The 24,432-nt window shown below is 66.6% G+C and carries 26 protein-coding genes and 1 pseudogene; 9 read left to right on the forward strand and 18 right to left on the reverse strand.

The features are described 5' to 3' along the window. Positions 1 to 9 precede the first annotated feature (9 nt). A complete protein-coding gene (locus CyaNS01_RS08510) occupies positions 10 to 2,217 on the forward strand; it encodes a cation-translocating P-type ATPase (RefSeq protein ID WP_255460008.1) in 2,208 nt (735 codons plus the stop codon). Between the two features lie 16 nt (positions 2,218 to 2,233). Here the strand turns inward: CyaNS01_RS08510 and cadR are convergent, their stop codons facing one another. After that, positions 2,234 to 2,650 (reverse strand): Cd(II)/Pb(II)-responsive transcriptional regulator, encoded by a 417-nt coding sequence (gene cadR, locus CyaNS01_RS08515; protein WP_186696711.1) that lies wholly within the window; start codon positions 2,648 to 2,650, stop codon positions 2,234 to 2,236. Positions 2,651 to 2,855: 205 nt separating this feature from the next. Here cadR and CyaNS01_RS08520 point away from each other — a divergent pair, with 205 nt between their 5' ends. Further along, a complete protein-coding gene (locus CyaNS01_RS08520) occupies positions 2,856 to 3,698 on the forward strand; it encodes a vitamin K epoxide reductase family protein (protein WP_370561495.1) in 843 nt (280 codons plus the stop codon). A 101-nt stretch (positions 3,699 to 3,799) separates the two neighbouring features. Then, positions 3,800 to 5,110, forward strand: a complete 1,311-nt coding sequence (locus tag CyaNS01_RS08525) for an Nramp family divalent metal transporter (protein ID WP_186696713.1) — start codon at positions 3,800 to 3,802, stop codon at positions 5,108 to 5,110. Positions 5,111 to 5,632: 522 nt separating this feature from the next. Here the strand turns inward: CyaNS01_RS08525 and CyaNS01_RS08530 are convergent. The 7 genes and pseudogenes from CyaNS01_RS08530 to CyaNS01_RS08555 form a co-directional block, all read right to left on the reverse strand. After that, positions 5,633 to 6,286: a TMEM165/GDT1 family protein gene (locus tag CyaNS01_RS08530; protein ID WP_186696714.1), complete on the reverse strand. Its 654-nt coding sequence runs from the start codon at positions 6,284 to 6,286 to the stop codon at positions 5,633 to 5,635. 32 nt (positions 6,287 to 6,318) lie between these two features. Further along, complete coding sequence (locus CyaNS01_RS08535) at positions 6,319 to 7,383, reverse strand: cell wall metabolism sensor histidine kinase WalK (protein WP_186696715.1); 1,065 nt, start codon at positions 7,381 to 7,383, stop codon at positions 6,319 to 6,321. A gap of 117 nt (positions 7,384 to 7,500) precedes the next feature. Next, positions 7,501 to 7,710, reverse strand: a complete 210-nt coding sequence (locus CyaNS01_RS08540) for a hypothetical protein (RefSeq protein ID WP_186700883.1) — start codon at positions 7,708 to 7,710, stop codon at positions 7,501 to 7,503. After that, a complete protein-coding gene (locus tag CyaNS01_RS14970) occupies positions 7,670 to 7,972 on the reverse strand; it encodes a transcriptional regulator (protein ID WP_370561497.1) in 303 nt (100 codons plus the stop codon). Before CyaNS01_RS14970 ends, CyaNS01_RS08540 begins: the two co-directional genes overlap by 41 nt. Before the next feature lie 104 nt (positions 7,973 to 8,076). Beyond that, a pseudogene (locus CyaNS01_RS14975) lies at positions 8,077 to 8,355 on the reverse strand (response regulator transcription factor); the annotation flags it as partial. Positions 8,356 to 8,373: 18 nt separating this feature from the next. Continuing rightward, positions 8,374 to 9,342, reverse strand: a complete 969-nt coding sequence (locus CyaNS01_RS08550) for a cation diffusion facilitator family transporter (RefSeq protein ID WP_186696717.1) — start codon at positions 9,340 to 9,342, stop codon at positions 8,374 to 8,376. Positions 9,343 to 9,345: 3 nt separating this feature from the next. Continuing rightward, positions 9,346 to 9,531: a hypothetical protein gene (locus CyaNS01_RS08555; protein WP_186700540.1), complete on the reverse strand. Its 186-nt coding sequence runs from the start codon at positions 9,529 to 9,531 to the stop codon at positions 9,346 to 9,348. A 143-nt stretch (positions 9,532 to 9,674) separates the two neighbouring features. On the opposite strand from CyaNS01_RS08555, the gene CyaNS01_RS08560 reads away from it, so the two are divergent. Further along, complete coding sequence (locus CyaNS01_RS08560; protein ID WP_186696718.1) at positions 9,675 to 10,496, forward strand: alpha/beta fold hydrolase; 822 nt, start codon at positions 9,675 to 9,677, stop codon at positions 10,494 to 10,496. A gap of 65 nt (positions 10,497 to 10,561) precedes the next feature. Here CyaNS01_RS08560 and rppB read toward each other — a convergent pair whose 3' ends face one another. Together rppB and rppA are read right to left on the reverse strand one after the other, a co-directional pair. Further along, positions 10,562 to 11,923 carry a two-component system sensor histidine kinase RppB gene (rppB, locus tag CyaNS01_RS08565; protein WP_304523738.1) on the reverse strand — a complete coding sequence of 454 codons (1,362 nt, stop codon included), beginning with the start codon at positions 11,921 to 11,923 and terminating at the stop codon, positions 10,562 to 10,564. Continuing rightward, entirely contained in the window at positions 11,920 to 12,624 is a 705-nt protein-coding gene (gene rppA, locus CyaNS01_RS08570) for a two-component system response regulator RppA (RefSeq protein WP_255460153.1), read from the reverse strand. Before rppA ends, rppB begins: the two co-directional genes overlap by 4 nt. Positions 12,625 to 12,733: 109 nt before the next feature. Here rppA and CyaNS01_RS08575 point away from each other — a divergent pair, with 109 nt between their 5' ends. From CyaNS01_RS08575 to CyaNS01_RS08590, 4 genes are read left to right on the forward strand one after another with little or no spacing between them, the layout of a single operon-like run. Then, on the forward strand, positions 12,734 to 13,312 hold the full coding sequence (locus tag CyaNS01_RS08575; protein ID WP_225875594.1) for a hypothetical protein: 579 nt from the start codon (positions 12,734 to 12,736) through the stop codon (positions 13,310 to 13,312). Beyond that, positions 13,309 to 16,440, forward strand: coding sequence for an efflux RND transporter permease subunit (locus CyaNS01_RS08580; protein ID WP_186696721.1), 3,132 nt, complete (start codon positions 13,309 to 13,311; stop codon positions 16,438 to 16,440). The genes CyaNS01_RS08575 and CyaNS01_RS08580 overlap by 4 nt, the downstream gene beginning before the upstream one ends. Then, complete coding sequence (locus tag CyaNS01_RS08585) at positions 16,437 to 17,606, forward strand: efflux RND transporter periplasmic adaptor subunit (RefSeq protein WP_186696722.1); 1,170 nt, start codon at positions 16,437 to 16,439, stop codon at positions 17,604 to 17,606. Before CyaNS01_RS08580 ends, CyaNS01_RS08585 begins: the two co-directional genes overlap by 4 nt. Before the next feature lie 21 nt (positions 17,607 to 17,627). After that, positions 17,628 to 18,707 (forward strand): DMT family transporter, encoded by a 1,080-nt coding sequence (locus tag CyaNS01_RS08590; protein ID WP_186696723.1) that lies wholly within the window; start codon positions 17,628 to 17,630, stop codon positions 18,705 to 18,707. 49 nt (positions 18,708 to 18,756) lie between these two features. On the opposite strand, the gene CyaNS01_RS14980 is transcribed toward CyaNS01_RS08590, so the two are convergent. The 3 genes from CyaNS01_RS14980 to CyaNS01_RS08605 all read right to left on the reverse strand — a co-directional run bounded on the left by CyaNS01_RS14980 (position 18,757) and on the right by CyaNS01_RS08605 (position 20,331). Next, on the reverse strand, positions 18,757 to 18,870 hold the full coding sequence (locus tag CyaNS01_RS14980; RefSeq protein WP_225875931.1) for a DUF1651 domain-containing protein: 114 nt from the start codon (positions 18,868 to 18,870) through the stop codon (positions 18,757 to 18,759). A 179-nt stretch (positions 18,871 to 19,049) separates the two neighbouring features. Continuing rightward, positions 19,050 to 19,334, reverse strand: coding sequence for a galactose oxidase (locus tag CyaNS01_RS08600; protein WP_186696724.1), 285 nt, complete (start codon positions 19,332 to 19,334; stop codon positions 19,050 to 19,052). Between the two features lie 70 nt (positions 19,335 to 19,404). Beyond that, on the reverse strand, positions 19,405 to 20,331 hold the full coding sequence (locus CyaNS01_RS08605; RefSeq protein WP_186696725.1) for an RAD52 family DNA repair protein: 927 nt from the start codon (positions 20,329 to 20,331) through the stop codon (positions 19,405 to 19,407). A 71-nt stretch (positions 20,332 to 20,402) separates the two neighbouring features. Between CyaNS01_RS08605 and CyaNS01_RS08610 the strand changes: the two genes are divergently transcribed. Continuing rightward, the gene (locus CyaNS01_RS08610; RefSeq protein WP_186696726.1) at positions 20,403 to 20,591 is read left to right on the forward strand and encodes a hypothetical protein; all 189 of its coding nucleotides are present in this window, start codon (positions 20,403 to 20,405) and stop codon (positions 20,589 to 20,591) included. 71 nt (positions 20,592 to 20,662) lie between these two features. Here the strand turns inward: CyaNS01_RS08610 and CyaNS01_RS08615 are convergent, their stop codons facing one another. From CyaNS01_RS08615 to CyaNS01_RS08635, 5 genes are all read right to left on the reverse strand, one after another. Further along, positions 20,663 to 21,283 (reverse strand): siphovirus Gp157 family protein, encoded by a 621-nt coding sequence (locus tag CyaNS01_RS08615; RefSeq protein ID WP_186696727.1) that lies wholly within the window; start codon positions 21,281 to 21,283, stop codon positions 20,663 to 20,665. A gap of 51 nt (positions 21,284 to 21,334) precedes the next feature. Continuing rightward, a complete protein-coding gene (locus CyaNS01_RS08620; RefSeq protein WP_186696728.1) occupies positions 21,335 to 21,856 on the reverse strand; it encodes an SLOG family protein in 522 nt (173 codons plus the stop codon). Between the two features lie 437 nt (positions 21,857 to 22,293). After that, positions 22,294 to 22,887: a mobile mystery protein B gene (locus tag CyaNS01_RS08625; RefSeq protein WP_186696729.1), complete on the reverse strand. Its 594-nt coding sequence runs from the start codon at positions 22,885 to 22,887 to the stop codon at positions 22,294 to 22,296. Then, a complete protein-coding gene (locus tag CyaNS01_RS08630; RefSeq protein ID WP_222934176.1) occupies positions 22,878 to 23,300 on the reverse strand; it encodes a mobile mystery protein A in 423 nt (140 codons plus the stop codon). Before CyaNS01_RS08630 ends, CyaNS01_RS08625 begins: the two co-directional genes overlap by 10 nt. A 209-nt stretch (positions 23,301 to 23,509) precedes the next feature. Beyond that, the gene (locus CyaNS01_RS08635) at positions 23,510 to 24,310 is read right to left on the reverse strand and encodes a hypothetical protein (RefSeq protein ID WP_186696730.1); all 801 of its coding nucleotides are present in this window, start codon (positions 24,308 to 24,310) and stop codon (positions 23,510 to 23,512) included. Positions 24,311 to 24,432 lie beyond the last annotated feature (122 nt).

Here is a 24,432-nt window from a genome sequence, read left to right on the forward strand (position 1 = left end):
GACAGGACCATGGCGGAACATTGCTGCAACAGCGGAACCAGCGGACAGAAGACCGGAGCCACCACGGAACCGGAGCCGGCAAGCGGCAGAGAAACGCTGTTTCGGATCAGCGCCATGGATTGCGCCACCGAGGAAACCGAGATCCGCCATGCCCTTTCAGGTCTCGACGGCATCCGCAGCCTGAGGTTCCTACTGGCCGAGCGCATGCTGGCGATCGATGCGGATGCAGCCGCGCTCAACTCCGCCCTTGCGGCGATCCGCCGTTTGGGATTCAATCCGGAGCCGATCAGCGCCGATCACCGGCCGTCCGCCGCCCAGACCCGCGCCGAACGGCGCCTTGAACGAATCCGCCTGGGGGGTTCCCTGGCATTGGCGCTCACGGCGGAGCTGCTGCATCTGGTCGTTCCCGCCTACCCGGGCCATGAACTGGTGGAGATCGGGATCGCCCTCGCCGCGATCGCCCTGGCAGGCTTCTCCGTGTTTCGCAAGGGCCTCGCGGCCCTGCGCCAGGGCCGGCTGAACATCAATGCGCTGATGAGCGTGGCGGTCACGGGCGCCTTTCTGATCGGCCGCTTCCCCGAGGCCGCCATGGTGATGGCGCTCTATGCCGTGGCTGAGGCGATCGAAGCGCGGGCCGTGGAGCGGGCCCGCCAGGCGATCACCAGCCTGATGGCCCTGGCCCCCGATGAGGCGGAGATTCGCCAGAGCGATGGCCGCTGGCAAAGAGTTTCCGCCAGTGCTGTGGCCATCGGAGATGTGGTGCGCGTTCGCCCGGGCGAGCGCCTGCCGCTCGATGGCACGGTGCTCCGCGGCGAGAGTGCGATCAACCAGGCCCCGATCACCGGCGAAAGCCTGCCGGTCGACAAAGGCCCAGGCGATGCGGTGTTTGCGGGCACCATCAACCAGGGCGGCGCCCTGGACATCCAGGTCACGGAGCCGGCTTCGCTCAGCACCCTGGCGCGCATCATCCAGGCCGTGGAGGAAGCCCAGGCCTCCCGTGCTCCGATCCAGCGCTTCGTCGATCGCTTCGCGGCCCGCTACACCCCGGCGGTGTTCGTGGTGGCCCTGGCCGTTGCCCTGCTGGCGCCGCCCTTGCTCGGATTCACGCCGCTTCAGGCGATCTACAAGGCGCTGGTGCTGCTGGTGATCGCCTGCCCCTGTGCGCTGGTGATCGCTACACCGGTCACGGTGGTGAGCGGCCTGGCCACCGCCGCCCGCCGCGGCATCATCATCAAAGGCGGCCTCTATATCGAGGAGGCCCGCAAGATCAAGGTGCTGGCCCTCGACAAGACCGGAACGATCACCCTGGGCCAGCCCAAGCTGGTGGCCTTCTCCTCACGGCGAGAAGGGGCGGACGCTGGCGCTCTGAAACAGCTGGCCAGCAGCCTGGCGGAGCGCTCCGACCATCCGGTGTCGCGGGCGGTGGCCGCCGGCCTTGATGGCGAGCGGCTGGCTGTGGAGGCCTTCGAGGCCCTGCCGGGGCGCGGGGTGCGGGGCGTGATTGCGGGGCGGCCACTGATGCTGGCCAATCACCGCTGGATCGAGGAGCTGGGGCTTTGCTCCAGCGACCTGGAAGCATCGATGCAGGTTCACGAGCGCCAGGGCCATTCGCTCAGCCTGCTGGCCGATGACAGCGGCGTGCTCGCCCTGATCGCCGTCGCCGACACCGTTCGGCCCAGCTCGGCGACGGCCATGGAGGCCCTGCGGTCCCTAGGCGTCACTCCAGTGATGCTCACGGGTGACAACGCAGCCACCGCCTCTGCGATTGCGGCCGTGGCCGGCATCGAGCAGGTGAAGAGCAACCTGCTGCCCCAGGAGAAGCTCGAGGCGGTGGCCGATCTGCAGGCCCGCTACGGATTCGCGGCCATGGCCGGCGATGGCATCAACGACGCCCCGGCCCTGGCCCAGGCGGACATCGGCTTTGCGATGGGGGCAGCCGGCACCCACATCGCCATCGAAGCCGCCGATGTGGTGATCATGAACGACGATCTGATGCGCGTACCGGAAACGATCGCCCTCTCTCGCCGCACCTTTCGCATCCTGCGCCAGAACATCGCGCTGGCGTTGGGAATCAAGGCCCTGTTTCTGGTGCTCACCGTGGCCGGAAATGCCACCATGTGGATGGCGGTCTTCGCGGACATGGGCACCAGCTTGATCGTGATCGCCAATGGCCTGCGGCTGCTACGCACTCCCACGCTTGGCAAGATCAAGGGCTGAGCCTGGTCGGAAATGGTCAGATCTGAGCCTTGTCGATTCCAGCCGAACGGTTCAATTCCATGAGGATGCCACAGGTCTTCACCTCATCCGGTTGCTGACAAAGCTCTCTGAGCTGCCGTAGCTGATCCTGGAGTTTGTGCAACTCATTCACGCGGGCATCGACCTCGGCGATCTTCTCGTCCAGCAGGGCATTCACCGTCAGACAGCTTCCGGACGGTGTGTCGAGCACCTTGATCAGGATGCGGACCTCCTCCAGGCTCATGTCAAGGCTGCGGCAGTAGCGGATGAAGCGCAACTGCTCCACATGCCGCGGCGAATAGAGGCGATAGTTGCCATCCGTGCGCTGTGGCAGCGGCAGCAAGTGCTCGCGTTCGTAATAGCGGATGGTTTCGATCTTGACCCCGGTGGACCGTGCCAACTCGCCGATCTGCATGGATTCATCCCCTTGGGTAGGTGGCAAGTCGGGCGGACAAGCCTCCCTGGCGCAACGCTAGGCCCTTGACCCTGAAGCCACTTCAGGCTTTTCAATGGCCGTATCTCAGCCGTTCTCTCCCCCTGTGAGCAGCGCTACGCGAACCAAACCTCTCTCCAGCCGTCGATCTAGCCAGGAGCCAGGCCGGCCCTGGGTGCGGCTCACCATGGCCGTGCTCGCCACGATCGGCATAATCGACACCGGCTCGATCACCGCCAAGCGCTGGGGTTGGATCGGCAGCCTCTCCTGTCCGGGCGGCAGCGATGGCTGCGACAAGGTGCTCGGCAGCGCCTGGGGCACGCTGCTGGGCCAGCCGCTTTCTCTGTTTGGATGCCTGGCCTACACCACGGTGCTCCTGCTGGCCCTGATGCCGTTGCTGCGAGGAGGTCTGCGGGCCCCAGCCTCGGAGGGCAATCGCTGGGCTCTGTTCCTCGTCAGCTGCGGCATGGCCGTCTTCAGCCTGGTGCTGATGGGGCTCCTGGTCTTCGAGATCAAGGCCTTCTGCACCTTCTGTGTGGTGTCGGCCGCCCTCAGCCTCGCGCTGTTCCTGTTGAGCCTTGTTGGAGGTGGCTGGATCGACCGCAGCCAACTGATCTTTCGCGGAGTGATGACAGTCCTCCTTGTTGGTCTGCTGGGGCTGGGCTGGGCAGCATCGGCGGACCAGCCTGTCGCTCAAAGCGGACGGGCGGCTCCAGCTGTCATCAGCGCCAGTTCGCCGGCCAAGATTGCCCTGGCGGAGCATCTGAGCAGCGTCGGCGCCCGGGTGTTCACGGCGTACTGGTGCCCCCACTGCCATGACCAGAAGGAGGCCTTCGGCAAGGAGGCCGCCGCCAAGCTCCAGGTGATCGAATGCGCCGAAGACGGCGCCAACAGCCAGGCGCAGCTGTGCAAGCAGCAGGGGGTTCAGGGCTATCCCAGCTGGCAGATCAAGGGCGTCGTGGATTCGGGCGTCAAGCCACTGAACACCCTCGCTGATCTCAGTGGCTACACCGGTCCGCGTGACTTCTGAGCAGGCCGTGATCCCTTCCCCAGGGCGGGGTCAGCCCAGCCATGCCCCAGCAGGATCGCCGCCACCCTCGCCTTACCCTCCAACTCCGCTGGCGTCGCTTCATGCCTGATGCACCGCTCGGCACGGCCGCGCGCACCAATGCCCAGACGGTGGAGGTGCCTGCAGGCCTGGGCATGCTGCGCACCTTCATGCGGGTGCTGGGCCCCGGCTACCTGGTGGCCGTGGGCTACATGGATCCGGGCAACTGGGCCACCGATCTTGCGGCGGGCTCCCAGTTCGGCTACCGCCTGCTCTGGGTGATCGGGCTCTCCAGCCTGATGGCGATGGTGCTCCAGTCGCTCTGCTGCCGGCTGGGCATCGCCACAAGGCTGGACCTGGCCCAGGCCTGCAGCCGTCTGCTGCCGCGGTTCTGGCGAATCCCCCTCTGGTTGCTGGCCGAAGTGGCGATCATTGCCTGCGACCTGGCCGAGCTGGTGGGCAGCGCCATTGCCCTGCAGCTGCTTTTCGGTCTTCCATTGCCCTGGGGGGTGGGCCTCACGGCCGCCGACACCCTGTTGCTGCTGGCGCTGCAGCGCTTCGGGATCCGGCGGCTGGAGGCCCTGGTGATCGCCCTGGTCGCCCTGGTCGGGGGTTGCTTCGCGGTGGAAATGTTCTTGCTGCAGCCCAACTGGAGCCAGGTGGGCCAGGGCTTCCTTCCCCAGGCCGCCAGCCTCAGGGACGGGCAGCAGCTGTTTCTGGCGGCCGGCATTCTCGGTGCCACGGTGATGCCCCACAACCTCTATCTCCATTCCTCGCTGGTGCAGACCCGCCACTGGAGCGCGGCGAAGGGAGCAACGCGCAGGGCACTCGCCTTCAGCACCTGGGACACCCTGATCGCCCTCAGTCTGGCCTTTCTGATCAATGTCTCGATCCTGGTGCTGGCCGCCGGCAGCTTCTACGGACGGCTACCGCAGCCGGTCACGGATCTGAGCGAGGCCTACCGGCTGCTGACGCCGATGCTGGGCACGTCGCTCGCCAGCGTGCTGTTCGGCGTGGCCCTGCTGGCGGCGGGCCAGAGCTCGACGCTCACCGCCACCATGGCCGGCCAGATCGTGATGGAGGGGTTCCTGCAGATCCGTCTGCCGGACTGGAAGCGGCGGCTGCTCACCCGCGGTCTCGCGCTGATCCCGGCGATGGCCACAGTGATCCTGTTCGGTGAACGGGCCACAACAAATCTGCTGGTGCTGAGCCAGGTGGTGCTGTCTCTGCAGTTGCCCTTCGCGGTGATCCCGCTGGTGTGGTTCTGCGGCCGCCGGGGCCTGATGGGCGATCTGAAAGCACCGCTCTGGCTCCAGGCCGCGGGCTGGATCTGCGCCAGCGTGATTGTGCTGATCAACCTCTCGATGCTGAGCGCGGTGTTGCGGGGCGTCTGAACCGTTGACAAAAGCAGCCTCTCCTCAGACCCATGACGAGCAAAAAACACTGGGACACGATCTGAGCATCCAAGGCCACTGAGTCGTTGAGCTGATACCAGAGGCACCACGGTGACCAAGCGGCTGGATGCCTGGAGCCTCATACCACCACAAGCTGCAGCAAACCGCGCTCCAATCCCACGAGTGCGGAGACACCGATCAGGGGCAACACGCCCCAGGGGAAGCGCAGCAGCAGGGTCAGCGACATGAAGATCAGGAAGAGTGCAAGGGCATCGAGCTGGCCAGTGTTTTCCCCATTTGGGCCTGCTCTGATGGCTGGTCAGCGCCACCAGGTCAGCGAGGTGCTGGACTTCTGGTTCGTTCAGAGCCGGCCGCGCCAGCCGTCGACAGCAGCATGTAGTGGCGCGGGGGGAGGCGAAGACCATTGGGGGAGAGAGGTTGACGGGAGGTGGTCAGGCGCCTTCTCACCGAGACGCCCCAAGGCGGCATCCCGCCAGCTCAGCCTGGGCCCTGCTGATCCGTTCAGCCCAGGGCCTGTTTGAACGCGAAGAGCCCAAAGGCGATGAACAGGCCACCGCTCAGCTGATAGAGCAACTCTTCGCTGATGCGACCTCCGATCCACTTGCCGGCCCCCACCGCCAGCCAAGTGACCAGGGCGTGGCCGACCAGGGTGCCCTCCAGCAGGCCCGCGAAGGTGAAGGCCGGTGCGGTGGCCAGAAAGATGGTGGTGAACTGGGTGCGATCGCCCAGCTCGGCGATGAACACCAGCACGAAGGCCTCCCAGATCACCGCCCAGGTGGTGCTGATGCGGCGCCGGCTCTCCGCCTCATCAATGCTCTGCTGGGCTTCCTGCTCCTCCTCGTCCGCCTCATTCGCCTCCATGCCCTGGGCGTCGACGAGCAGCTTGAGACCAAAACCGACGAACAGCGCCGCCGCCAGCCACGGCACCACCGTGGCGGGCAGCAGCTCCCGCAGGCCGTAGCCCAGACCCAGCGAGATCAGGGTGACGGCCGTGAGGGCTGCAAAGGCGCCGATGAAGACATCCCGGCCGCGGTGACGCGCCGCCAGGATCAGCGCCATTAAGAAGGTCTTGTCACCCAGTTCGGCCAGGGTGATGGCGGTGAAGCTTGCCCCAAAAGCTGCCACCGCTGGATCGGAAGGAAGAGGAGTGCTCATCGCCGCAGGTTGCGCCGCAGCTCATGAAGAAGTCATGAGGTTTGCGGCGGATCCACGGCAGTTGTGAGCTCCACCAGCAGTACACACAGGCCGGGCCGGCTCTCGCCGAGGCGTAGCTCACCGCCGTGGCGGCGGGCGATGGCGCGGCCGATTGCCAGTCCCAGCCCGCTGTGGCCGCCGCGATCGGCGCCACTCCAGAAGCGATCGAACACCTGCTCCCGCTGGGCCGCCGGGATGCCGGGCCCCTGATCGCGTACTGCCACCTGCACCTGCCGTTTCGTCGTTGTCACGTCGAGGCTCACCCGGCCTCCCTCGGGGCTGTGGCGAATGGCATTGAGCACCAGGTTGGTGAACAGGCGCAGCAGTTCCTCGCTGTCGCCCTCCACCAGAACGCTGTGCTCTTCCGGCGCGGGACTGAGCCGCAGCTGGATCGCGCGCGCGGCCGCCTGGGGTGCGTAGCAGCGGATGAGATCCTCCAGCAGTTCCAGCAGATCGAACCGCTGCCAGTCCCGAGGTCGCCCGTCACTGCCGTCGCAGCTCTGCTGCAGCCGGGCCAGGGTCAGCAGATCCTCCAGCAGCTCGCCCATCCGACGGCTGAGGCGGTCGAGCTCAGGCCAGGCCAGGCCGGGGTGTGGGCGCAGTTCCAGCGGCACCCCCGCCAGCAGGGTGCGCAGGGCCGTGAGTGGATGGCGCAACTCGTGGGAGGCATCGGCGGTGAAGCGCTGCAAGGCACGCAGGTACTCCTGCATGGGGAGGAAGGCAGCCCGCAGCATGCGGCGGCCCGCCAACAGAGCCGCCAGAGCGGTGACGATGCCACCTAGCAGCAGACCGCGGCGCAGCCGTTCCAGATCGGCCAGAGCGGCACGGTCCGAGAGGGCCACCCGCACGTAACCAAGCCGTTGTTCCGTCGAAGTTGCGCCCGCCGCCTGGGGGAGGTTGTTCCCACTGGGATCGGCCCCAGCGTGCAGCGGCTCCGTTTGGACCACCTGAACGAGGCTGACGCCACCCGGCCAGCGCTGCCAGCTCGGGATGGAGGTGGACTGCGGCAGTGCCTCTTGCATGGCCGGCACGGCCAGGAAGCCCTGTTCGCTGAGCAACTGGCCATGTCGTATCGAACCATTGCACCCGCTGCTGAACCAACGCCGGAACGGCGATCCGCTGCGGACCGGCCCGGAACTTGGCACGCCCTTCCGCCTCGCCCATCTCATGGGCGATCAGGGGCAGCTGGGCCGCGGCCGTGGCGGCCAGCTGGCCAGCTCGGTGCGCTGGTCCTCGCCCCGCTGCACAGCGATGCCCCAATAGAGGGTGCCGGAGAAGGACAGCAGCAGCAGCAACGCGAAGCCGCCACCCTGCAGGAGGAGCCGGCGTTTGAGCTGCAGCGGATCAGTCGGTAGCGCTTGCGTGGAGCCGGCAGCCATGGCCATACACCGTTTCGATCAGGTTCGGATCACAGCCAGCGGCAGTGAGCTTCTGACGCAGGTTGCGCATCTGGGCGCGTAGGGCGTCCTCGCCGACGACGCGGCGGCCATCGGCGCAGGCGTGCAGCAGCTCACTCTTGCGGCAGCTGGCGCCGCGGGCGCGCAGCAGCTGCTCCAGCAGCAGGGCCTCCTTGGGGGTGAGCTCCAGGGGATGCCCACGCACCAACGCCACGGTCTGACCGGGCTGGAGCGCCAGCGGACCCAGCACAACTGGCTCTGCAGGGGGCGATTGGCGCGGCGCAGCAGGGCCGCCAGCCGCACCCGCAACAGCTCGGGATCGAAAGGCTTGACGACGTAGTCATCGGCGCCTCCCTCGAAGCCGAGCAGCTTGTCGGTGCGTCCATCACGGGCGGTGAGCATCAGCACCAGCGGCTGATGGCACGGCAGCCGGCGCAGCTGCCGGCAGAGCGTCAGGCCGTCGGTGTCGGGCAAGCCGAGATCGAGCAGCACCAGATCGAAGCGCTCCTGCTTCAGCCAGCCCATCGCCTCGCCCCCCGTGCCCGCGACCTCAAGGCCATAGCCCCACTGGAGCAGCAGCCGTTGCATGGCCTCCTGGAGGGTCGGGTCGTCCTCGACGAGCAGGAGCTTCATGGCCGTCCCACTCCCTGATCAGAGGGCTCCATCCGTCTGAGCCGCGCTCTCCAGTTGCAGCGTGCTCTTGCGGATTCCAAACGCTTCCAGCCGTCGCTGGGCCGAGGCCAGGAGCTGATCCCGGCTGAGACCCTCACGCAGCAGGCGATCGGGATCAATCACCACATGCGCGGTGAGGGCTGTGCGGGAGGTGCTCAGCCCCCAGACATGCAGTTTCTCCACCTCAAGCACTGCAGGCAGCGACGCCAGAGCCTGCTCCACCTCCATGAGATCGACATGGCGCGGGGCGGCGTCGAGGGTGAGGGCGAGCGCCTCGCGCAACAGGCCCAGGGCGCTCCAGATCACCGCGGCCCCCACGCCAATGGCCGTGACGGCATCGAGCCACAGCCAGCTGGTGGCCCCCACCACCAGGGCGCTCAGCAGCACCGCCACCGAGACGGCGGCATCGGTGAGCAGATGCAGCACCGCCGCCCGCTGGTTGAGGTCGTGGTGGTGGTCGTGGCCGAACAGGCGGGCCGAGAGCAGGTTGATGGCGATGCCGGCGGCCGCCGCCCAGGCCACCGGGCCCACGATCAGCGGCACCGGGTTGAACAGACGCTGGATCGCTTCCACCACCACCACCGCACCGGCCGCGAAGATCAGCAGGCCGTTCACCAGCGACACGATCTGGGTGCTGCGGCCGAATCCGTAGGTGAAGCGCCCGCGGGCCGGCCGGCAGCTGAGACGATCCGCCCCCCAGCCCAGGGCCAGGCTGACCACATCGCCGAGGTTGTGGAGGGCATCGCCGATCAGCGCCAGCGAGCCGAAGCCAAAGCCCACCACCAGCTGCAGGGCAGTGAGGCCGCTGTTGAGGGCGATGCTCCAGCGGAAGGCCCTTCCGGCCTGACCGTCTGGTTGCTGGCCATGGCTGTGGTCGTGATGGTGATCATCGCCAGGCCCATGGGGGTGATCGTGAGGTTCTGCTCCGTGCCCGTGCTGGCCGCCCATGGCTCAGGTCTCCTGCTGGGCCGTCAGGTAGAGGGCGATCATCTCCTCCATCCCCTGCTGGGTGCGGCCATGGGGCCTGAGGCCCTTGGCGGCCCAGACCCGATCGAGCTCCATGCGCAGCTCTTCTGGAATCCAGCAGGAGAGCAGCACCTTGCCTTCTCGGCTGGAGGAACAGCGCTTGGCGGCCATCGACACCCCCGTGGTCATTACCAAACTGTATACATGTAGATGACTTGGTCTGCCCTCCCTTGACCACTGCCGTCCAATCCTCCAGATCCGCTCACCGCCGTTCCTACCTCTGGCGTCATGGCGGGCGAACCCTTGAAATCGCCATGACGGACCAGGGGGGCAGCGGCCCGGCCTGGTTGCTGCTGCCGGCGCTGAGCACGATCTCCAGCCGTCAGGAATGGCAGCCCTTCTGCGATGCCATTCCTGACGGCCCGGGTGAGCCATCCGAGCGACCCCGGCTGATCAGCCTTGACTGGCCAGGGTTCGGGGAGAGTGATCGGCCTCGGCTGCCGTACGACGCCGAGCTCCTGGCCCTGTTCCTGGCTGATGTCCGACGCGAGGTCTGCCCGACCGACTGTGGTCTGATCGCCGCTGGCCATGCCGCCGGCATCGCCCTGCTCGCCGCTGAGCACCATGGCCTGGAGTTTCGCGAGTGGGTGTTGGTGGCCCCCACCTGGCGCGGGCCGCTGCCGACGATGGCCGGCCGCCGTAGCCGCGCTTTCCCGGCGATCCGTTCCCTGGTGGAGGCGCCGCTGCTCGGGCCCCTGCTCTACCGGCTCAACACCACCACAGCCATGCTCGGCTGGATGAGCCGCCGCCACGTGGATGTGGCCGGTCACGGCCTGAGCCCCGAGGGCCTTGCTGCGCGGCAGCGGATCGCCCGCCAGCTGGGGGCACGTTTCGCCAGCTCTTCCTTCGTGACCGGAGGCCTCGATCCCTACGACGCCCCCCAGGGCTGGCTTGAAGCAGCACAAGACCTGAAGAGTCCGCTGACGGTGGCGATCGCCGACCAGGCGCCGCCGAAATCCCTTGCAGCGATGCAGGCCCTGGCGGCGGTGGCCGATCACACCCTGCATCTCCCCGGCCGGCTTGGGGCCCATGAGGAATGCGGGCGGGAGCTGGCCGCCCTGCTCCGCCGATGCTGAGATACCTGGCCCCCCTGCCCCGTGGTGTGTGTCTGGTGGGCCTGATCAGCCGGGTGAGAGGCAAGTCAGTGGCCAGCTGACAACCGGACCATGAACACGGCTCCCTGTCCTGCTGCAGACCGAACAGTGATCGCACCGCCATGGTGACGTGCGATCGCCTGAGCGATGGCTAACCCCAGGCCCGTGCCCCCCTGCTGCCGGGATCGGGCCGCATCAAGCCGGGTAAAGCGATCGAAGATCCTCGCCTGCTGATCGACGGGGATTCCAGGGCCACTGTCGCTGATGGCCAGCACAACCTCCCGGCCCTGCTTGTCCAGCCTCACGTCGACAACACCGTCTGCCGGGGTGTAGTGAATGGCATTGCTGAGCAGGTTGATCACGAGCCTGCTGAGCTCCGATTCAACGCCCAGAACCCTGGCGCAAGGGCTGAGGTGCTCCGCCTTGAGGCTGACCTGAGCAGCAGCGGCCACTTCACTGAACTCCTCCACCACATCCATCACGATCTCGGTGAGATCACAAACCTCCTTGAGGCCTTGAGGCGAGGATCGCTCCAGGCTCGCGAGCAGCAGCAGATCAGCAATCAGCTGCTGCAGCCTCCGCCCCTGGGCCAGAACCCGATCCAGACTGGTCACCTGCATGTTGCTGGTGGAAGGATCGGCTGTGCTGCGCTCCGCCTCCACGACGGCCAACAGGTTGGCCAGTGGTGTTCGCAGTTCATGGGCCACATCAGCGCTGAATTGTTCCTGGCGCCGGTAGGCCTCCAGCAGAGGAGCCATGGCCAGCCCCGCCAACCACCAGCTGGCTACGGCTACCCCCACCATCGCTAGAAGGAAGACCCCATGGCCCAGCCACCACAAGCGGTTCGCTTCGGCATCGAGGTGCTCCAGGCTGCTTGAGATCTGCAGGTAGCCCCAGATCAGTTCGCCGGGGCCATGGGAGTGATGCAGGTGAATCGCATAGGTGCCCCAGCGTTCTCCGGCTCGCTCACCGGTCAATGCCCAGCCCAGCAGCCCAGGTTTCTGCCTCACCGGCAAGGCGCCAGGGGAGTTGGCGATCAGAACCCCGTGGTGATTGAACACTCGCAGCTTGTAGCGGTCGGGATCGCTTGCACTGATCGCATGCCGATGGATCAGATCCGTCGGCGGAATGCAGGGCTTGCCTGCCAGGCAGAGGCCCGGCAGCACCGCAGCCAGGGCGCCGGAGGGCCGGGCCTCCGGCGGCAAGGCGGGCTTGAGACTGTCGTGCAGCGTGCCGGCGAGGCTCTGCAATTCACGCCTGATCGCCGTTTCCTGGGTCTGCAGCAGCAACCGGCCCATGGCAAAGCCGGCTGCATAGAGCAGTGTGCCCATCACCAGCAACGACAGGCCTGCCAGGCGCAAGCGGGCGCGCCACAGCAATCTTGGCGTTGAGGAACGGTGATGGCTCACGTCTCCGCGGTCGCAGGCGGTGCGAGCCGATACCCCTTGCTGGGCACCGTTTCGATCGGCGAGGGAAGGCCGTGGGCCGCCAGCTTGCGCCGCAGCAGCCGCACTTGGGCAGCCACCACGTTGCTCACCGGGTCCTGATGCAGATCCCACAGTTGATGGCGCAGCCGTGAGCCGGGAATGATCTGGCCTGGATGCTTCAGGAAATAGGCCATCAACTGCTGCTCCTTGGCCGACAGTTCCACGCGCACCTCACCGGTGGTGGTCGTGACCAGCAGCGTGCCTACATTGGGATCCAATCGATAACTACCGGCTGCCAACAAGGGCTCCCGGTAGCCGGGGTGGCGCCGCTGAAGGGCCCTGATCCTCGCCAGCAGCTCCTCCATCGCAAAAGGTTTGCTGAGGTAGTCATCAGCACCCGCATCGAGGCCCTCCACCCGATCGGCAGTCTCGGCGCGGGCCGTGAGCAACAACACCGGTAGCCCCATGCCAGCGGCCCGGGCGCGCCGGCAAAGGTCAACACCGCTCAGATCCGGCAGCATCCAATCGAGGATGGCGAGGTCGTAACGGGCAAGTTTACCGCTCAGCAGGCTCCAACCCTCCAGACCGCCGGAGCAGTAATCCACCACATGGCCCTGGCGTTGCAGCACCGTCTGGACAGCTGCAGCCAGATCCTCTTCGTCTTCCACCAGCAGGATCCGCAGCAACATCAGGGGTGGGCTCCGGATGGCAGATGCTAGTGAGTGCCGGCGATTTCACCTGTTTTTCATCCCGGTTGCTCCATCCTCCGCCCATCCACCGTTCCCATGGGCCTTGGTCAACCGATTCCTGCAGCTGGCCGCTCGAGCCAGCCTCTCCACCGCTGCCCTGCTCGCCATCGCCACGGCATCACCGCTAGCCAGGGCCCACGTGGGCCACGGTGATGAGTTCCAGCAGCAGGGGGATGTGCGCCAGGTGAAGCGCAATGCCGACAGCGATGGGCTGCTGGGTGTGGCCACGGCCAAGCCCGAACAAGGACCTGATGGCCTCACCGTGCCCGCCACTGCACTGGTGGATGCCGATGGCAAGTCCCTGCTGTTCGTGCAGACCGAGAAGACCTACGACCCAGTCTTCGTGCAGACCGGAGCCAACCAGGGAGACCGCGTGGTCGTGACGGAGGGAATCGATAACACCGATGACGTGGTGCTGTCGGGTGTGCTCTCGCTCTACGCCGAATCGAAGAAGACCCAGCAGGTGGAGGCTCCTGCGGCTGATGCCGGTGCTGTTGCCAAGGCCGAGGACGGTTCCAACTCCAGCGGCAACCTGCCGTTGATCGCTGGCACAGCCGGTGTTGCCGCGGTGGTGGCCGCAGGGGCGGTGCTGATCAACCGCCGCGGCAAGCAGGGCGAATGATCGAAAAGCTGCTCAACACCACGCTGCGGTTCTCGATCGCCCGTCGTTGGCTGATCGTGGCCGCTGCGGTGGTCATCAGTCTCTGGGGCCTGCTGGCCGTGAGCCAGATGCCGCTGGATGTTTTTCCGCCCTTTGCACCGCCGCAGGTGGATGTACAGACCAGCGCTGACGGCCTCTCGCCTGAGGAGGTGGAAGCCCGGATCACCCTGCCGATTGAATCGGCCGTGAACGGCATCCCCGGCGTGGAGACGGTGCGCTCCTCCTCCAAGGCGGGCCTGTCGATGGTGCAGGTGGTGTTCCACCAGAACGCCGACATCTACCGCGCTCGCCAGTCGGTGGCGGAGCGGTTGCAGCAGGTGAGCACCCAGCTTCCCGCCAATGCCGCCGCACCGGAGTTGTCGCCGCTTGTGTCACCGCTCGGCACGATCCTGCAGGTGGCCTTCACGGTGAAAGGCGATGGCGCCACATCCTTGATGGATCTGCAGCAGCTGTTGCTGCGCTCCTATCGCCAGGCCATCCTGGCGGTCCCTGGTGTGGCCCAGGTGACGATCTACGGGGGTGATGAGCAGCAGTTCCAGGTGCTGATCGACCCCCAGGAACTGCAGGTGCAGAACGTCTCGCTCCAAGCAGTAATGGAGGGGGTCTCCAATGCCATGGCCACCAGCCCCGGAGGCTTCCTGATTGCCGGCGGCCAGGAGCGGCTGATCCGCCCGATGGGACAAATCGAGCAAGTCAGCGACCTGGCTGATGCAGCGGTGCGCAACGAGCAGGGGCAACCGGTGCTGCTTTCCACCCTGGCGGAGGTCAAACGCGACGCGGCTCTCAAACGGGGTGACGCCAGCTTCAACGGCAAGCCCGCCGCCGTGCTGATGGTGACCAAGCAGCCCGACGTGGACACACCCACCGTGACCCGCGCGGTGGAGCGACGCCTGGCCGAACTGAACCGAACCCTGCCGGCGGATGTGCAGACCCACGTCACCTTTCGGCAGAGCAACTTCATTGACAGCGCCATCCGCAATGTGAGCGAGTCGCTGCTGCAGGGGGTGGTGATCGTCTCGGTGGTGATCGTGCTGTTCCTGATGAACTGGCGCGCCGCCATAATCAGCCTCAGCGCCATTCCGCTTTCGCTGCTGATCGGCCTGATGCTGATGAAAGCGCTTGGGCTGGGGATCAACACCATGACCCTGGGCGGGCTGGTGGTGGCGATCGGCTCGGTGGTCGACGACTCGATCGTCGACATGGAGAACTGCTACCGGGGCCTGTGCCGCAACCAGGCGAGCAGCACGCCCAAATCACCGCTGCAAGTGGTGTTTGACACCTCGCTGGAGGTGCGCCAGCCCGTGCTGTTCTCCACCGTGATCATTGCGGTGGTGTTCGCGCCGATCTTCTCGCTCACCGGCGTGGAAGGACGGATCTTTGCGCCCATGGGCCTGGCTTACCTGCTCTGCATCGGCAGCTCCACCCTGGTAGCAGTGACCCTGTCACCTGCCCTCTGCGCCATCCTGCTGGCGCCGGTTCAGCTGCCGGAGGAGAACACCTGGATCGCCAACCAGGCCCAGCGCCTCTATCGCCCTGTGCTGGATCTGGCCCTGGCCTCCCCGCAGCGGGTGCTGGCCATGGCCCTTGCTCTGGTGATCGCCACCACCCTCATCCTGCCGGCACTGGGACGGGTGTTTCTGCCCGAGTTCCGTGAAAAGTCGCTGGTGAATTCGATGGTGCTTTACCCCGGGGTGTCGCTGGAGATGACCAATCGGGCCGGCCTGGCCCTGACCCGTTCGCTGCAGAACAACCCTCTGTTCGAGTGGGTGCAGGTGCGCACCGGCCGCGCGCCTGGTGATGCCGATGGTGCGGGTGTGAACCTTGCCCATGTGGATGTGGAACTCAGCGATCAGGCGATGGCCAACCGCCCAGCCGCCATTGCTGAACTGCGGCAGGCGTTTCAGAAGCTGCCGGGCGTGGCTTCCAACATCGGCGGCTTCATCTCCCACCGCATGGATGAGGTGCTCTCCGGGGTCCGCAGTGCCATCGCGATCAAGATCTACGGCACCGATCTGGGCGAGCTGCGCCGCATCGGCGAGGCCGTGGAGACAGCGATCAAGCCGATCACCGGAGTGGTGGATCTGCAGCTGGAGCCCCAGCTGCCCATCCCCCAGTTGCAGATCCACTACGACCGCCCCCTGGCCTCGGCCCTTGGCCTCAGCATTGAAAAGCTGTCGCAGGCCGTGGAGATTGCCTTCAACGGCAAGGTGGTGGGCCACGTGGTGGAAGCCGGCGTGCGCAGCGATGTGCTGGTGCAGCTGCAGCCGGACGCGCGCGCAAACCTGGAGGCCATTCGCTCGGTGCCGGTGGCCTTCTCCAATGGCATGACGGTGCCGCTGGGCAGCGTCGCCTGGATCGACGAAGGCCTCGGCTCCAACGTCGTCAACCGGGAGGACGTCTCCCGCATGATCGTGGTCTCCACCAACGTCAGCGGCCGGCCCCTCGGCACTGTCGTCAAAGACATCCAGCGCACCATCGCCCGTGAGGTGCCACTGCCTCAGGGCTACACGATCCGCTACGGCGGTCAGTTCGAATCAGAAGAACGGGCAACCGCGTCTCTGGTCGTCTACAGCGCTGTTGCCGCAGTGGTGATCAGTGTGCTGATGGTGATTTCGGTGAAATCAGTGCCCGCCACAGTGGCGATCATGCTCAACCTGCCCCTGGCCCTGATCGGAGGTGTGGTGGCGGTGTTGCTCACGGGAGGAGTGCTATCGATCGCCTCCTTGATCGGCTTCATCACGCTGTTTGGCATCGCCGTGCGCAATGGGCTGTTGCTGGTGGACAACTACAACCGCCGCCATGGCGCAGGGCAACCCCTGGGCGAGGTGATCCGTGAGGGAAGCCTGGAGCGCCTCAACGCCATCCTGATGACAGCCCTCTCCTCGGCCCTTGGCGCCTTGCCGTTGGCGCTGGCGTTCGGGGCCGGCAACGAAATCCTGCAGCCCCTGGCCGTTGTGGTGCTGGGCGGCCTGATCACCTCCACGGCGCTGACGCTGCTGGTGCTGCCCGCGCTGTACGTGCGCTTTGGCCGTTGGCTGTTGCCTCCTGTCGCAGCTCCGTCGCCCTCCCTCGTTGCGTCCCATCCATGAACCCGAGCCTGCATCGCATCAAGGATCGTCTGCGTCAGCCCCAGGTGCTGCTTCCTTTGGCCCTCGGAGGATCCCTGTTGCTGGGCATCGCGCTGGGGCGCCTCCAGCCGGGCCCAGCCACCGTGCCCGTGGCTAAAGAATCAGCAAGCACCACGCGCAGCGGCTCCCTTGCCTTCAGTGAAGAGCAATTGCGGCGCTCGGGGCTCAGCACCATTCGCCCAGATCTGAGCACGGGCACCGCACGTCCGATTTCCGGGTTTGTGGACGCAGCCGTCGGAGCGCGCTCCAGTGCAAGCATGCAGGTGGCCGGCCGCATCGTTCGCCTGCTGGTGGCACCAGGCGCTGCCGTCCAGGCCGGTGAGCCGATCGCTGAAGTTCAGAGCCCCGACGCGGCGGTGGTGCGAGCCGATGCGGATACAGCCCAGGCCACGGCGCAGTCCCTTGGTTATCAGTATCGCCTGGCCCTACCGATGGCCCAGCAGGGGGCGCTCTCGGCCCAGGAATTGGAGAGCCGCCGCATCGCCAGCGTCACCGCAGCCAATGCCGCCAGGGCGGCGGCAGCCAAGGCCATGGCGATGGGACAGCCCGATGCCATGGGACGCCTGCTGATCCGCAGCCCGATCCGTGGCCAGATCGCCGCCGTGAAGACCTCCCCCGGGTCAGTGCTCCAGACCGGCGATGAGGTGGCCCAGATCAGCGATGCTCGCGGCAGCGAATTGCGCTTCCTGGTGTCGCCGGTGCTGGCCGCCAACCTGGAGATCGGCCAGCGACTGCGGGTGAGAGCAGGATCGCGGGATCTGCGGGCTCGCGTCTTGGCGGTGGTCCCCGACAGCGGCAGTGGAAATCGTGTCACCGTGGTGCGCGCCGAGACGGTGGATGCGCCCATGCCCCCTGCCGGCACGGCTGTGACGGCCTTTGTCCAGGTGCCGGCCTCCGCGCAACGGTTCACGGTGCCGGCGGATGCTGTTCAGTTGGTCAATGGCATGGCGGTGGTGTTCCGCTATCAACGGGGCGTAGTGGAGCCAGTTCCGGTGGTGGTGGGCCAGCAGTCCGCTGAGCGCGTTGAAATCCTGCAAGGCGTGCGCGGCAGCGAGATCCTGCTTAGTGGGAACACGGCAAAACTGCGTGATGCCCTGGCCGGGGAACGGCGACTAAGCGAGAACTGATCGAGCGTCCGAAAGCAGTCGATGGCCTGGTCTTCTCTCCGACGTGGACAGCTGGCTGGCCTGGCGGCCGCCGTCTTATTCGGCATCAGCGCCCCGCTGATCAGCACCGTGACTGGTTCTGGCTCGGCTCTGAGTATCGCCGGGCTGCTCTATGGGGGCGCCACCCTGGCCCTACTGACGGTGCGGCTGTTCCGAGACACCGAGGCCGAAACCTCCGTAGGCAGGCAGGACTGGCCAGCGCTCGCGGCCCTCACCCTGCTCGGCGGCGTGGTGGGACCGGTAGCCCTGGTGATGGGCCTGGCGCGCCTGCCCGCGGCCTCCAGCTCGCTGCTGCTCAACCTGGAGGCGGTGTTCACCCTGGCGATCGCCGTGCTGCTGGGGCGAGAGCACTTAGGCCGGCGGGGACTGCTTTCCGCTGGGCTCACGATCGCCGCGGCGGTGCTGCTCTCCGAGGGCTCCCTCAGCGGAGCCAATGCAGGGGGCAGTGCCCTGATCGCTTTGGCCACGTTGGCCTGGGGTATCGATAACAACCTCAGCCAGAGCCTCAGCCTGCGCAATCCGATCCAGATCGCCACCTGCAAGGCCGCGGGCGCGTCGCTGCCGATGCTGGCGCTGGCGTTGCTGCTCGGGCACCCCTTCCCGGCGCTGCCAGTCATGTTGGCATTGCTGGCGATCGGGGCCCTGGGCTACGGCATTTCGATCTGGCTGGATCTGCTGGCCCTGCGCGATCTCGGTGCTGCCCGCGAGGCGGTGCTGTTCTCCACCGCGCCGTTCGTGGGTGCCCTGTTCTCCCTGGTCATCCTGCGCGAGGCCTTCACGCCCCAGTTGCTGGTGGCCGCTGGCCTGATGGCCGCGGGTGTTCTGCTGCTGCTGCTGGAGCAGCACAGCCACTGGCATCGCCATGACGTGCTCCGTCATGCCCATCGCCACCGGCACGATCCACTCGGCGGCGATCCCCATCACGAGCACCGCCATCAACCCGAGGAGCTCGAGGGTGTCGCTGCCGATCAGCCCTTCTGGCACGCCCATGAGCATTGCCACGGGGAGCTGGAGCACGCACACCCACACGTCAGCGACACCCATCACCGCCATCGCCACTGAGCAGGCATCGGCTCTCGCCTGCTGGGGCATGCGACAGCAGGAGGTCGAATCAGCCCTGCGGCAGCGGCGAAAGTTCCCAATGCTGCGCACAGACCTGCCAGCCCTGCTGCCGCTTCTGGGCCCAGAGCCGGATCGCCTGCTCGCCTGTGAGCTCCCTGCGCAGCTTGGAATAGTGCTGGCTCTCCGCTGGGTATGAGCTCCCCGAGGGTCACCTCCAGGCTCTGGCTCCAGCGGTCGTAACGCCGTGGCATGAAGTGCAGCACCTGGCGGCCGTCGCTCAGCCAGCCTTCCCGGGGTGAGAGCGGCGGCCGGCCGGGCCTGTCCGTGAAGTTCATATGCCGCTCAGGCCACCTCCGGCGCCCAGCCCTTCTGCCGCACCAAGTCGTCGGTCCAGCCCTGGCAGCGGCTGGTGAGGTGCTCACCATGCGCGATCAGCCCTTGGTGCAGCTGGCAGGTGAGCACCGGGATGCAGTTCACCCCGGCGTGGTGGCAGAACCAGTGGCAGGTCATGCAGACCTTGCGGCTGCGGGTCTTCTGCAGGGTGCCCTCATCGAGGTAGGGCCACTCCTCGATCGGGGTTTCGAGCCGGGCATTCAGTGCTGCTGGTCGGGGGAGAGGGGCACCCATGACTCATGGCTAATGCGTACGCATGTACTAGCACGGTTGCCCCTGTCGTGTCCTGTCCTGTCCGATCAGCTCAGCCGTGGTGGAGAGCGGCTGTCTCTAGCTGTGACTGGTGCTGAACCAGAAACGTCTCAATCCAGTCGTGATGCCTGCGGTGGCAGATCCGATCCGCAATCGAGGGGGCATCAGCCGGCACCTGGAACCGCTTGCGGAAGGCCTTGCTGAACCCCTCCAGCACCGGCGCTGGCAGGGCCCGGATGGTGGCGTGCAGCTGACGAATGGTGGCAGGATCGAGAGGCATCAGGCCGGGATCCGGTTGTTGTGGTCGGGCTGTTGCATCAGCTGGAGCAGCTTGAACTGTTGCAGCTGCGGGTGGCGCAGGTTTCGATGTCGCCTCGCTCTGGGCCTCCTGAGTGAATGGGGCTCGGTGCTGAGCTGGAGCCGATGCATCGGGCACCACTCGCAACGCTGAGGGCCTGCCCGCTGGCTGGTTGGCGGGACGAGCACCTCCCCCACCAGCAGCCCCGGTCACCTCCCGCTGCTGCTTGTCGTAAAGCGCCAGACCGAAGGGATTGCCGAAGGTCATCAGCGCCCGCTTCATGGCGTCGGTTTCGGCCTCTTTGAGGGCGGATTCATGAGCCTGGCCCAGGTCGGTGTCGATGCCGTGGCCGGCCCCGCAGCCCTCGCGGATCAACGGGGCACCGGTGCCCTCGCCGACGGTGATGCGCACGCGGGCGGTGTAAGTGACCCCCCAGCCGGGGCGCTGCTCCCGGCTCGTGCCTCTGGCACCGATGGTGCGCTCGCTCTGGTTGACGCAGCGGAGGGCGACGGTTTGGCGCTGCCAGCCGTCAAAGCCAAAGATCCGGTTGGCTTCCGCGATCACCTGCCAGCCCTCCAGATAGCTGACGGAGCTGCGGCCCTGCTCGCGCTGGCGCACCTTGGCGCGATCCAGTGGAGCGGAGAGGGCAGTGATCTGCTCGGCAGAGAAGGTGCAGGTCATGGCGGCGATGGGATGGGGTGGCGGAGATGAGGCGTGATGGCGGGGACGGGGAGAGATCAGCTCAGCTGGCGTTGGCTTCCGTGTTGAGCGGCTCGATCAACAACCAGCAGGGCGGCTCGCTGCAGAAGATGTGTTGGGGGGAGGGCCGGCGGCTGCCCTTGCGGGTGATCGGCACCACCCAGCTGCACAGCCGGGTCGACCAGATGTGGCCCCTGGGCCGGGAGCTGGTGGGGCGGTTGGTGCCGGTGGCGCTGGCGTAGCTGGAGAGATCCATGGCTCCGGTGATGGGTGATCGGTGGTGTGTCGCTCTGCTTGAGACGGCCTCTGGCCGTCAGTGGATGCGCCAGCTGCGGCGGGAGAGGAGGTGGGCGCCTTCGATGTGGCGGCCTGCTTTGAGGGCCTCTTTGATGGCGGCCTTGTCCGGCTTGCTGGTGGTGGTGACGGCGAGCCACTGGGGATCGAGGGCTTCCTCGTCGTCGATCTCGACCGCCTGAGACTTGCGGGAGGTGAGCTCGTGGTTGGGAAAGCTGAACCGGGTGGCCTTGGGCTGCAGGCGGGTCAGCACCAGCACGAGGGAGTGCTCCAGGGCATCGGCGCGGCTGTTGTCGCCGGCGGCCAGGGCGGTGAGCCGCTTGGCCTGCTGCTGGCGGTAGGCGGCCTGGCCGCGCAGGTGCTCGATCACCCAGCAAGTGGCATCGGCCTTGGCAGCGATGGCGGCCTTGTTGCCTTCATCGGCCAGCAGGGCGGTCTCGAGTTCGCCGAGGATCTGCTGGCGTTCGTCTGGTTCATCGGTTTCCAGCCGCTCGGCCAGCTGGGCAATGGCGGTGGTGAGCTCCTGGGACTCGATGCCTAGCTGCCAGAGGGAACCGGAACGCTGCAGGGTGCAGGACGGCCCGGCGGCCTGGGGGAGAGATGGGGAGAGCGGAGCGGCTGGGGCAGTGAGCGCGGCCATGGGGTGATGAATGAAGATGGAACACGAGAAGAACGGGGCGGCGATTGCCGCTCAAGCGGCGAGGGGCTCCGGCGAGAACGGCGGCGGCACCTCCATCACCACCACCGGCACCGGCGAACGGGCGGAGCAGCGGCGGGCCTGCTGAACCAGCGAGGCCGTGCCAGGCCCACCGGGGAAGGCGATCACCAGCACCGAGACGCTGAAGGCTGGGGAGGTGTGGGCCTGGGCTTCCACCAGGGCCTGCTCAAGCAGAAGGCGATTGCGGATGGGGCCGGCACTGCGGCCATAGCGGCGCCAATCAGCGACGAGGGACTGAACCCGCCAGCCGAGCTGATGGGCCGCACGACCGATGGCACGATCAGCGCCACGGGCCCCGCCATGAAGCAGCAGATGGACAGGCCGGCCACCGCTGCGCTGGAGCAGGGCGGAGGCGATGCGCTCCTGAGGCCAGAAGAGATCACGGCCACCAGCGGCGACGATGACGATCGAGCGATGGGCCAACGCCGGCGGCGGCAGGAGGCCAAGGGAAGACAATGCAGCGGCCTGGGCCACTGCAGCAGAGGACAAGCTCATGGGCTACAGAGCAAACGAACGGGGCAAGTTGTCCGAGGATTTCGTTGCCGCAGGCGATGGGCTCGTGGCCTTTGGCGCAGCTCTTATTCTACCAGTACAAATGCACTGAGAAGCGGGCAGAGCGGCTGCAGGGCAATGGATCTACGCAAAGCAAAGGCATGCGCTGATGGATCGGAAAGCTGAAAAGCAGACCCGCCAGATTCAGCACTGAATGCCCAGCTGGCCGCGCAGCCGCGTGAGGAAACCTGGGGCTTCACCCCAGCCCTATCGATGCGGGTGAGGGCCCGGCCACCGCAGCCGCGGGAGAGCTGCCACGCCTGCCCACCCCCAAACCGGCCCCGGAGCGGAGGGCGGCGGCGGCTGGCCGATGCACGCCGCGGCGCAGCCGTGGCACGCTGAAGGACGGCCGTCGCCGACCGGAGCCCTGCGGTGCCTGCTCAGCTCTCTCGGGCAAAGGCCAGCAGTGCAGTGAGATCACCGCGGTCAGCTCGCTGAAGAGCGCTGATGTACTGCTGCCTCAGAGCTGAGGCATTCACCAGGGAACTGCTGCTGCCCCAGGAGAAGCGAGGTGCACCCAGCTGCTCGATCAACGCGTCAGCGATCAGGCGGGCGTGGCGACCGTTGCCGTTGGGGAAGGGGTGGATGGAGACCAGCCGGTGATGGAAACGGATGGCGATCAGATCCACCACATCCACCCGGTGCTCCACCTGGAAGGCGATGTCGGCCAGCAGGGCCGGGACTTGCATCCGGATCTGCCGCCAGTCGGCGCCGATGCTCTTGTCGCTGCTCCGGTACTGACCGGCCCAACGCCAGCTTTGGCCAAACATCTCGCGGTGCAGGCGTCGCAGCCAGCTTTCTTCCAGCGGCCGGGGCCGTCGCTGGCGGGACAGCCAGAGCAGAGCAGCTTCGATGTTCTGCTGCTCCCATTCGTTCAGCTGGCTGCGATTCACCAGATGGGAGGGCAGCAGCCCCTCCAGCTCCTCCCCATCGAGAGGCGTCGCCCCGGCCGGTAGGTCCTCGTTCAACCCCATAGCCGGGTGCCGCTGGTGCGGAGGATCTCCTGAGCCATGGCTTCGAGCCGCTGCTGTGCTCCCTCGGATGGCGAATCGATGGGCTGCGCTTCCAGCGCCATGGTGCGGCCGGCGCGTTGCTGCCACTGCTGCGCCAGCCTCAGGGCCTGCTGCCTTCTCATCTCCCGCAGCGGCTGTCTTGGCACCAACGTGTACTGCAGCTCGCAGTCGAGCGCCTCGGCCACCCGCCGCAGGGTGCCGAGCGTGATGGCATCGGTCGCCTCGGCCTGTTCCAGCTTTCGCAACCCGGAAGCGGTGATTTCTAAGCGAGCCGCAAGTGCAGCGGAGGTCATGCCCAGGGCCTCACGGATGGACCGCAGCCAGCCCGCCGGCGGCCGTTGCGCCAGTGAATGGCTGGCGGCGTCCTGAAGCACCGCATCCATCTGAGCAAGCCGCAGCTCCTTGGGATTCATGGTGAATGCGAGCAATCAGTCCCGCAGGGGAACCACAAAGACAACCTATCACTCCTGTCATGAGCACACCAGGGGGAGTGATCCGTTGCTTCCTGGCACGGGGAAGGGAGCCATCGCTCGCGCCACGGGCAGTGTGTCCCTCTGGGCGTCGTGGATCGCAGTCGGGACGTTCATCGACCAAGGCGTGCCGCGGCCCGCTCGAAGGCGTCATCTACAACGTCGTCACCACACCACTTGCTGTAGGCCGCCAGGTGCGTTTCGACGCTATGGCCCATGGCGGCAGCGGCCACCTTCGGCGGCAGTTCGCAGATCAGGTGGGCGCGGTGGGCGTAGCCATGCCGGGCGGAATAGAGGACCAGCTTCTCCCCTTCTGCCTCGTACTGCTGCCGCAGATCCTGCCAGTGCCGGCGCCGGCGCATGTACAGACCCAGATCCTCGGCGCCGTAGCCCGGCCGCATCGGCGGTAGTGGCTGGGCTTTGAACTGTTCCAACAGCTCCCAGGCCTCAGCCCAGTCATCGCAGGGCAGCAGCCGCAGCGGTCTCGGCTTTGTCGCTCCTCGGCTGGTGTTCTTGCGGTAGTTGCACCACAGGCGGCCGCCGCGCAGCTGAAGGTGTTGCAGCTCCTCTGGTCTGAGGCCATAAGCCGCCAGCAACTGGAATGCGAGGCGCCAACGGGCATCCGGAATGGCCTCCACCAACTCCAGGATGTGCTTCACCTCGATCGGGGTGGTGATCGACCGACCCTCCCGCTTGCGGCCCACAAAGGGGTCGAGATCCAGAGGTGGGGCCCATTCCACAGCCAGAGCGCCGTTATCGACCCCCCATCGCAGCAGCGCCGCGGTCTGCTGCACCTGCATCTGCCGGCCACGGGAGCCAGGCTGATCAGACCAGCGAGCCGTCACTGCTTCCAGCAGTTCCCGGGGATTGGTTGGTGCTTTCTTGCTGGCGAGGATGGCCAGCAGTTCTGCCATTCGGCGCTGATAAACGGCGGCCCAGGTCCGGGGCTTGATGGCTCCGCTGCTCAGCTTTCGGGCTTTGAATCGCTCAACCAGCTCAGGCCAATCGATAGGGCCAGCATCCGGATCAGCTGTTG

It is taken from the genome of Cyanobium sp. NS01 (assembly GCF_014280235.1).
In the GTDB taxonomy this organism is placed as follows: domain Bacteria; phylum Cyanobacteriota; class Cyanobacteriia; order PCC-6307; family Cyanobiaceae; genus NIES-981.

Excerpts from the sequence above, each read along its gene's own strand:
- CyaNS01_RS08550 (WP_186696717.1), bottom strand. The coding sequence starts at position 9,342 with ATGGGCGGCCAGCACGGGCACGGAGCAGAACCTCACGATCACCCCCAT.
- CyaNS01_RS08540 (WP_186700883.1), bottom strand. The coding sequence starts at position 7,710 with ATGGCCATGGCTGCCGGCTCCACGCAAGCGCTACCGACTGATCCGCTG.
- CyaNS01_RS08555 (WP_186700540.1), bottom strand. The coding sequence starts at position 9,531 with ATGGCCGCCAAGCGCTGTTCCTCCAGCCGAGAAGGCAAGGTGCTGCTC.
- CyaNS01_RS08580 (WP_186696721.1), top strand. The coding sequence starts at position 13,309 with ATGATCGAAAAGCTGCTCAACACCACGCTGCGGTTCTCGATCGCCCGT.
- CyaNS01_RS08620 (WP_186696728.1), bottom strand. The coding sequence starts at position 21,856 with ATGAGCTTGTCCTCTGCTGCAGTGGCCCAGGCCGCTGCATTGTCTTCC.
- CyaNS01_RS08560 (WP_186696718.1), top strand. The coding sequence starts at position 9,675 with ATGACGGACCAGGGGGGCAGCGGCCCGGCCTGGTTGCTGCTGCCGGCG.
- CyaNS01_RS08635 (WP_186696730.1), bottom strand. The coding sequence starts at position 24,310 with ATGGCAGAACTGCTGGCCATCCTCGCCAGCAAGAAAGCACCAACCAAT.
- CyaNS01_RS08615 (WP_186696727.1), bottom strand. The coding sequence starts at position 21,283 with ATGGCCGCGCTCACTGCCCCAGCCGCTCCGCTCTCCCCATCTCTCCCC.
- CyaNS01_RS08590 (WP_186696723.1), top strand. The coding sequence starts at position 17,628 with ATGGCCTGGTCTTCTCTCCGACGTGGACAGCTGGCTGGCCTGGCGGCC.
- CyaNS01_RS08585 (WP_186696722.1), top strand. The coding sequence starts at position 16,437 with ATGAACCCGAGCCTGCATCGCATCAAGGATCGTCTGCGTCAGCCCCAG.
- cadR (WP_186696711.1), bottom strand. The coding sequence starts at position 2,650 with ATGCAGATCGGCGAGTTGGCACGGTCCACCGGGGTCAAGATCGAAACC.
- CyaNS01_RS08605 (WP_186696725.1), bottom strand. The coding sequence starts at position 20,331 with ATGACCTGCACCTTCTCTGCCGAGCAGATCACTGCCCTCTCCGCTCCA.
- CyaNS01_RS08520 (WP_370561495.1), top strand. The coding sequence starts at position 2,856 with ATGGCCGTGCTCGCCACGATCGGCATAATCGACACCGGCTCGATCACC.
- CyaNS01_RS08625 (WP_186696729.1), bottom strand. The coding sequence starts at position 22,887 with ATGGGGTTGAACGAGGACCTACCGGCCGGGGCGACGCCTCTCGATGGG.
- CyaNS01_RS08510 (WP_255460008.1), top strand. The coding sequence starts at position 10 with ATGGCGGAACATTGCTGCAACAGCGGAACCAGCGGACAGAAGACCGGA.
- CyaNS01_RS08600 (WP_186696724.1), bottom strand. The coding sequence starts at position 19,334 with ATGGGTGCCCCTCTCCCCCGACCAGCAGCACTGAATGCCCGGCTCGAA.
- CyaNS01_RS08525 (WP_186696713.1), top strand. The coding sequence starts at position 3,800 with ATGCCTGATGCACCGCTCGGCACGGCCGCGCGCACCAATGCCCAGACG.
- CyaNS01_RS08530 (WP_186696714.1), bottom strand. The coding sequence starts at position 6,286 with ATGAGCACTCCTCTTCCTTCCGATCCAGCGGTGGCAGCTTTTGGGGCA.